Origin of the sequence: Paenibacillus zanthoxyli JH29 (assembly GCF_000520715.1) — a bacterium.
Lineage (GTDB): Bacteria > Bacillota > Bacilli > Paenibacillales > Paenibacillaceae > Paenibacillus_AQ > Paenibacillus_AQ zanthoxyli.
In genome coordinates this window covers 1-7,253 of record NZ_ASSD01000103.1, presented here as the reverse complement: position 1 = coordinate 7,253, position 7,253 = coordinate 1, and the positions used below count along the sequence as shown (strand labels likewise).

At 50.4% G+C, this 7,253-nt stretch carries 9 protein-coding genes and 1 pseudogene; all 10 read right to left on the bottom strand.

Annotated elements, in window-relative coordinates; genetic code table 11:
* Positions 1 to 297: pseudogene (locus L691_RS0104240) on the bottom strand (hypothetical protein); the annotation flags it as partial.
* Positions 294 to 866, bottom strand: a complete 573-nt coding sequence (locus L691_RS0104235) for a hypothetical protein (protein ID WP_025688977.1) — start codon at positions 864 to 866, stop codon at positions 294 to 296. The gene L691_RS0104235 and the pseudogene L691_RS0104240, both read right to left, overlap by 4 nt.
* Before the next feature lie 75 nt (positions 867 to 941).
* Positions 942 to 1,247, bottom strand: coding sequence for a hypothetical protein (locus L691_RS0104230; RefSeq protein WP_025688975.1), 306 nt, complete (start codon positions 1,245 to 1,247; stop codon positions 942 to 944).
* A 51-nt stretch (positions 1,248 to 1,298) separates the two neighbouring features.
* Positions 1,299 to 2,705, bottom strand: a complete 1,407-nt coding sequence (locus L691_RS0104225) for a DUF342 domain-containing protein (RefSeq protein WP_025688974.1) — start codon at positions 2,703 to 2,705, stop codon at positions 1,299 to 1,301.
* A gap of 27 nt (positions 2,706 to 2,732) precedes the next feature.
* The gene (locus L691_RS0104220) at positions 2,733 to 3,521 is read right to left on the bottom strand and encodes a FliA/WhiG family RNA polymerase sigma factor (protein ID WP_025688972.1); all 789 of its coding nucleotides are present in this window, start codon (positions 3,519 to 3,521) and stop codon (positions 2,733 to 2,735) included.
* 86 nt (positions 3,522 to 3,607) lie between these two features.
* Positions 3,608 to 4,024 carry a hypothetical protein gene (locus L691_RS0104215; RefSeq protein ID WP_025688970.1) on the bottom strand — a complete coding sequence of 139 codons (417 nt, stop codon included), beginning with the start codon at positions 4,022 to 4,024 and terminating at the stop codon, positions 3,608 to 3,610.
* Between the two features lies 1 nt (position 4,025).
* Positions 4,026 to 4,523, bottom strand: coding sequence for a chemotaxis protein CheD (locus L691_RS0104210; protein WP_025688969.1), 498 nt, complete (start codon positions 4,521 to 4,523; stop codon positions 4,026 to 4,028).
* Positions 4,520 to 5,107 carry a chemotaxis protein CheC gene (locus L691_RS0104205; protein ID WP_408634731.1) on the bottom strand — a complete coding sequence of 196 codons (588 nt, stop codon included), beginning with the start codon at positions 5,105 to 5,107 and terminating at the stop codon, positions 4,520 to 4,522. Before L691_RS0104205 ends, L691_RS0104210 begins: the two co-directional genes overlap by 4 nt.
* A 37-nt stretch (positions 5,108 to 5,144) precedes the next feature.
* Positions 5,145 to 5,606, bottom strand: coding sequence for a chemotaxis protein CheW (locus L691_RS0104200; protein WP_025688966.1), 462 nt, complete (start codon positions 5,604 to 5,606; stop codon positions 5,145 to 5,147).
* A 27-nt stretch (positions 5,607 to 5,633) separates the two neighbouring features.
* On the bottom strand, positions 5,634 to 7,253 hold a 1,620-nt coding region (locus tag L691_RS0104195; protein WP_025688965.1), incomplete at its 5' end, for a chemotaxis protein CheA.

Here is a 7,253-nt window from a genome sequence, read left to right as displayed (position 1 = left end):
GCTCTGTGCGGCAGTAGATTTCGGGGCCGCAGGCTGTGATGTGCCTCCGCTATTGACTTTACCTGCTGTGTCTTTCCCTTTTGAAGCTTCCTCTTGCTGCGCCAACGCACGCCACTCTTCAGCTGTCAGCAGATTCGATCCCGCATCGGCAACCTTCATGTTCAGCTTCGAAGCTTCTTTGGCAAGCTGCGCCTTCGTTGGTGTAGCCATACCCGCCGAAATCATAAGCTGAAGAAGAAGCGCTCCAGCCACGAGCCCGCAGCCGAGCCCGATGATAAAGGAACGATTCCTGATCACGCTGATTCCTCCTGTTTCGCGAGCTGCAGGATCAATTGAATCTCTCCTGATTGCATTCCTGTTCTCTTGGCGATCGCATCGATGGATTTCCCTTCGTTGTGGAGTTCGAATAGCTGCGGATAACGAAGCTTAATCGTGCTGACCGGTTTGGCCTTAACATCAGCAGCTGGCTCGTCAATCGCTCCTGCTTGAGCTTCCGATTGCTCCGCATTTGTCTCTTTTCCCCCGGATAACGCCAGCTGAAGGAGTCCGTTCTCATTTGCAGCCATACGCGTCTCCAACTGCGAAGTTCTATGCTGCATCGCGTCCAGCCGCCCATTCAGTTCGCTTAGCTGCTCTTGAATCGCCGCCTGGCTGCTCTGGGACTGGGTCTTGATTGAATCAAGCAGCTCCAGCAGCTCACGGTTTTCGCGTTCGACATCCGCCATATATAATTCCAGCGCCGCTTCGACTTCTTTCAGGCTCTGCTTGTCTGCTCCGCTGTCCTTGTTACGGGCGCGTGACGGCAGAAACAGCGCATAAGCCAGAGCAAATCCGCCAAGCATAACAATGTACGCCCATGGTTGCAAGTGTCCGCTCTCCTTTAGTGTATAGAATAAATATTCCTCTTCTTTATAGGGCTTCTAGTTACAGAATTTCTAAATCTAGAGCTTGATATCGAAATGGTGCCCTTTATACGGATGTTCCGTGTTTCGTTCTTTGTCTTTCTTTTGTTCCCGGGTATTACCGTTTCCGGCGGAGCCGCCACGGCGTCCGTCATCCCTTACGGCGGATTCCGATGACTCGCTGACCCCCGTGCTGCGGTGTGCCAGTTCACGCGATTCCTTTATGCTCTGCCCCGCCAACCCCTGCTGCTCAAGTTCGGGCCGATGCTGAAGTTCTTGCTGGAGCTTGCTCGCCTCAGTTGTCCGGGGCACCGCAATTTGCAATTCAATCGGCTTTAAGTTCACGGCATTCCCTGCCCTTCCCCGTAAGAATCTATATAACCCTCATCAGAAGATTTAGACGTTAGGCGCCATAGTAATGTCGCCCTCGGAGTAGTAGAACGCAACTCGCTCAGCGGTGTCCTTAATAAATCTGGTATATCTGCCGATCACGATTTTCGAGCCGCCGTAGATGGTTTTGACGACCTCAACCCTGGCCAGGTTCGTATCCTCAAGCATTCGCTCGATCTCCAGAATCCGTTCTTTAATATGAGCTTCCTCTCTTTGCTGGGACTGCTGAGTAGCATTAAGCTTGATCCGCAAGGCAACCTTGTCCGGAGGCAGGGAACCGCTTGCAGCCAACTGGCTCAGCAGATAGAGCGCCTTCTTCGTCTTGTCGGCGTTATCCAAGAGCAGGCGAAGCTGCTGACGAAGGTCGTTGATTTCATTTCTAAGCTCGGGCAGCACTCCAACTTCGATTGCCGTTGCCGTTGACATCGTGTTACCAATCGTGCGCGCTACAACCCTTTCTCCGGCCTGCACCGTTCCACCTACGATAAGTCCCTTAGCTCCATTACACAGCACGTTCCTGCCGGCGCGGATATTGGAATGCATGATGCTCTGGGAGACAATGATATCCTCAGCCGCCGTTACATTTCCGTCCTGTATAAAAGACACCTTCACATTGACTCCGGCGCTGACCAGTCCTTTGTTATAACCGATAATGCCGCCGCTAATTTCAATTGAGCCCTTTGCGGTTAGTTCAGCACCTTCCACGCCGCCGCTTATCCGAATGTCCCCCTCCGATTTCACCGTAAACCCGGACAGTACATTGCCTCGGATGACGACGGTACCAACAAAATCGATATTCCCCGTGTTGTAATCCACATCGCCCTGCACTTCGTATACGGGAAAAACATTGATTTTTCCTTTATCGGTATAGGATATCAGTCCGTCAATTGCCGCGTACATTAAGGTGGCATCATCATTAAGCAGGACGTTCTTGCCGACCTTGAAGTGGGCAGCCTTCCCTGCCTTGCAGGGAATCGGATCGCCGGTAACAGCCATTCCGGGCTGCCCCGGTTCAGGGGGAGCAAGTGTGGCAATCAGCTGCCCCTTGCGGACATTGCTCAGCCGGATCAGTTCCTTAAAGTCGACCTTGCCGTCTTCCTTTTCCATCGGACGGTGGTCATTATCATCAATTGTAATACTAAATAATACTTGTCCGTCTGTACCGTTTACGGGTGCCTTGCCCAGAGCAATCGGCACCTTCCCGGATATGTACTCTTCCGGATGATCTGCAAAACGCTGAACGATGTCCCACTGAACGCCATAGAGAACCTTATTTCGCTGTAAAAAAACGCCCATTTCTTCAACCGAGCAGGCGAATCCTTCATCCCGTTTATAAAATTCAAGATAAGCTATTTCCTTATCCTCCGAAAAACTGATGCCCAAATATTCGCTCAACGCAGAATGGATTACCATTTTCCGCCTCCTTGCCGCCATACCTGGCTAATCATTTTGCATTAAGAGATCCCGATTCTTCTCAAGCGTTCCCCGCAGCCGCAGTATCGCCTTGGAATGCAGCTGAGATATCCGGGAAGGAGACAAGGACATGACCTCTGCAATTTCGCTCAAAGAAAGGTCTTCATAATATAAAAGGGACACGACGGTCCGTTCTTTCACAGTTAGTTTCTCGATGCCTTTGGTAAGTGTTTCACGAAGATAGAACTCATTTACTTTATGATCAGGGTTCTTGGCTTTATCGTCCACCAATACCGACATACGGGTCTCTGATTCTTCTTCCCGAATTGGGTCCTCTAAAGAACACAGCGTCATCACCGCCACATCCTGGAGCATGCTTTGAAACTCTTGTTCGGTTACATCCAAATAGCGGCTCATTTCTTCATCGCTGACTGATCTTAAATATTTCTGTTCCAACTGCTGGTATGCATCTTCAATTTTTTTCGCCTTTTCCCGGACCGAGCGCGGAACCCAGTCGCCTTGACGCAGAGAATCCAGAATTGCGCCGCGGACACGCCAGGAGGCATAAGTTTGAAATTGCAGACCCCTTTTGTAATCAAACTTTTCAATCGCATCAATAAGTCCCATAACGCCATTGCTTGCCAGGTCGTCTTTCGACACGTTTTTTGGCAGACCTACGGCCAAACGCCCGGCGACATAATCCACTATGGGCAGATATTTCTCGATCAGCTTTTTTTTGGCTTCCGGGTTCCCTTCTTCTTTCCACTGTTCCCAGAGGGCCTGGTGTTCCAAATGAGAAGCTTTATGCTCGTTCAACGGCTTTCACCCTTCCCACAGTGTAGTCGGCGAGTCCGCGGGCCAGGGTTCATTAAAATCCACAATATGTCTCCCACTACGCTCGCTCATTCATTTTTTAGGTGACGAACGGCCTTGGCCAATTCTTCAGGATCCTTCATCGAGACCAGTTTGGGAGGCTGAAGCGGCTTAAACTCACCGTTTTGTTTCTCTTGTTCAGGCTTTGGTTTGAGCAAATCCTTTAATTCCTCATTCTCTTCCGGAGTCAAAATATCCACTTGAGCGCCCAAAGTCACCTGATCACCGTCAGAAGAGGAGGACGGATTGTCCGAATTTGCCGTTTGCTTGGCAATAAGCCCCAAAATCCATTGCAGGGCAAAGGCAAGCAAAAACCAGAGAATAAATCCCGCTAATCCCCGAAACAAACTGGTCATCGGCAAATTGTTCTGCAGCGAAAACATAAAGGTAAAAATAAAACCGACCAGCCCACAGATCAAGTTAACCAAAATAGTTCTATTCATCATATTATAATTCCTTAATGCCTTTTTGCACACTGCGGATATATAATAATCCGGTACTGCAGGCGATCTCGATCGTACGCCCGTAACTGCCTCCCGTATCTTCCGCCAATAAAGGAATATTCAAATTCTCCAAAGCCCGCTTGCAGGATTCAACATTGCGTGGACCGATTCTCATTGTGTCATTTCCTCCGGCAAAAGCGAACATTTGGGAGCCGCCGGCCATCTTGGCGACAATCCGGTTGCGGATCGCACCGAGATTCAACAAGCGGGATAGAAGCTCGGGGATTGCCGTATCTGCGAATTTGGCAATGTTAAGCTTCCCTTCACGGGCAATCTCCGATGATGGCAGCATGACATGAGCCATCCCCCCCAATTTTTTCCCGGGATCGTAAAGCGTAAGTCCAACGCATGAGCCAAGACCTGTGGTGCGGATTACTTTATCGTAACTACCCACGTTCAGATCAGCCATTCCCACTTTAATAACGCTTTGCTCCTCAATCATTCAAACGGCACTCCCAGAGAATTAAAAATTTTAGGAAACGATTCAGGATCGGGAATAAGAAAGAACTGGCCTTCGATCTCATTCTGTCCTTCCAAAAATGTGGTGTCGATCAGGAGCGCGTCGTCTCCCATCTGTCCGAACTGCAAAAGCCCGTAGCTCAAAATCGCTCCCGCCATATCCATCGCCAAAGCCGGTACCGTCGGGTACATGGAAAGAGAAGTAAAATCGGCCAGGGACGAGAGGTAGGACCCCGCCAATATATTACCGATTTCATTGAGTGCGGAGAGTTCCATTTCATTCAGCTCTTCGTCCGACACCTCAGATATGCCCGCAATACGGCTCAGCAAACTGCGTGCAGCATCCGGCGAAAGTATAAAGAACAGATTCCCCGGCGCGTCTCCTTCGACACGCAGAAACACTGCAAAGACAACCTCTTCGGCACCGCCCACTTTTTCGGCGATCTCCTCAAATCCAAGCAATTGAACTTTAGGAACCGCCATATCGATCGGTTTGTTCAACAATTGGGACAACGCGGTGGCGGCGTTTCCAGCTCCGATATTCCCGACTTCCTTGAGCACATCCATCTTTAAATCTTTCTGATTTTTGAATAGTTCCACGGCATCAGCCCTCGAAACTTTCCAGTTGCACGATTTCACTCTTGTTGAGGACTTCCGACAAATTAAGCATAATGAGCAGACGATCCTCGCCTATTTTGGCCACACCATCCAAGTACTTGGCTTTAATGCCCCCAACCACTTCCGGAGGTGTATCGATGGATTCCCTATTCAAATCAATCACATCATTGGCCGAATCCACGATAAAGCCGACCTCTATCTCATTGACAACAACGATAATAATGCGGGTCTGATCAGTATGCTCCGCCTCCTCCAGACCGAATCTTCCTCGAAGATCGATTACGGGGATAACGACACCGCGCAGATTGATGACGCCTTTGATAAAGTTGTACGTCTTCGGCACTCGCGTAATCGGCATCAGACGCTCGATTGTTTGAACTTTATCCACTTCGATGCCATATTCCTCGGTAGCCAATTTAAAGACAATGACTTTAATATCTTCTGCCATGGAAAGTACCTCCATTAATAATTTCTTTTATTTGATAAAAGCGTTGGCATCGATAATTAGCGCAACCTGTCCGTCGCCAAGAATTGTGCCTCCCGATATTCCCTGGATACTCGGCAAGTAATTGCCTAAATTCTTAATGACAATTTCGTTCTGGCCAATAAAATCCTGTACCGTAAGCGCAACGAGCTTGTCACCCTTGCGGATGACAACAATTTCCGTCTCTTCTTCGCTGCTTTCGTCATAGTCAGGCACATTAAAGATGGCGCTTAGCGACACGATCGGGATAAGGGCTCCCCGGAATTCCACCATCTTCGAACCATGGACGCTGCGGAGTTGCGAACGCTTCACGATGCCTGTCTCTACAATGGAAGAGAGCGGAATCGCATATTTCTCCGAGCCGAGCCGGACCAGCATGGCGGCGATAATGGACAGCGTTAGCGGAAGCTGAACAGAGAATGTGGTGCCTTTGCCCGGAGTGGAGTATATGGTGACGTTGCCTCCAAGGGAAGAAATCTTAGCTTTCACGACATCCAATCCGACCCCGCGGCCCGAAATATCGGAAATAACCTCGGCTGTGCTGAACCCAGCGGCGAACAACAGCTGATGGGCCTCATTGTCGGTCATTGCCGCCGCTTGCTCTGCGGTAACGACTCCCTTATTCATCGCAGATTTCAGCACCTTCTCACGGGAGATGCCGGCGCCGTCATCCTGAATTTCTATAAAGACGTGATTGCCGCTGTGAAATGCCCGCAACTGGATGGAGCCGGTCTCCGGTTTGCCGGCGGCGATCCGGTCAGTTACCGATTCTACCCCATGGTCAAGCGCGTTGCGCAAGAGGTGAACGAGCGGATCGCCGATTTCGTCCACGACGGTCCGGTCGAGCTCGGTTTCGGCGCCCGAAATGATGAGATCCACCTTTTTGTCGAGCGACTTGGCAAGATCGCGAACCATACGGGGAAAACGATTGAAGACCGTATCCACCGGTACCATCCGCAGCTTCATGACTATGTTCTGCAGGTCGCCACTCACACGGCTCATATGCTCAACCGTCTCGGTCAATTCTCCGCTCTGGATATCCGAAGCATGCTGCTCCAGCCGAACCCGGTCGATTAGAAGCTCGCTGAGCAGGTTCATAAGAACATCCAGACGGTCGATATCGACGCGGATGGTGCGGGATGGAGTGCCGGCGCTTTTGGCAGGAGCCTTCTTGGCTTCTTCTCTTTTGGGGGCAGCTGCGGGCGTTTGGGTAGCCGGAGGGTTGTTCTCCCGTGCGGGAGCTGGGGGGGCCTCCTCAACAGCGGCGGCGACTTCCGCCTTTCCAAGCTGGCTCAGTGTCTCCACATCAAGCGCCAACGATGTTACAGTATCGATCTCGGATACACCCATGATCAAAGTTTGCATTTCCTCGGCTGTCTTCTGCGAAATATAATAGAGCGAAAAGCTGTAATCAAACTTTTCCTGCTCGATATCCTGAACCGAAGGGAAGGATTTCACGACTTCACCGAAACGCTCTAGCAGTTCAAAGACCATATAAGCCCTTACCGCGCGGAGCTGACAGTCTTTGCGAATCGAGACTTCAATGAACAGCACCTGATGCCCTTCCTGAATCGATTGTTCAAGAACCGATAGTTGGAATTCATCAAGAAG

Coding starts and splice junctions, on each gene's coding strand:
- L691_RS0104200 (WP_025688966.1), bottom strand. CDS start 5,606: ATGGCAGAAGATATTAAAGTCATTGTCTTTAAATTGGCTACCGAGGAA.
- L691_RS0104210 (WP_025688969.1), bottom strand. CDS start 4,523: ATGATTGAGGAGCAAAGCGTTATTAAAGTGGGAATGGCTGATCTGAAC.
- L691_RS0104215 (WP_025688970.1), bottom strand. CDS start 4,024: ATGATGAATAGAACTATTTTGGTTAACTTGATCTGTGGGCTGGTCGGT.
- L691_RS0104205 (WP_408634731.1), bottom strand. CDS start 5,107: ATGGATGTGCTCAAGGAAGTCGGGAATATCGGAGCTGGAAACGCCGCC.
- L691_RS0104225 (WP_025688974.1), bottom strand. CDS start 2,705: ATGGTAATCCATTCTGCGTTGAGCGAATATTTGGGCATCAGTTTTTCG.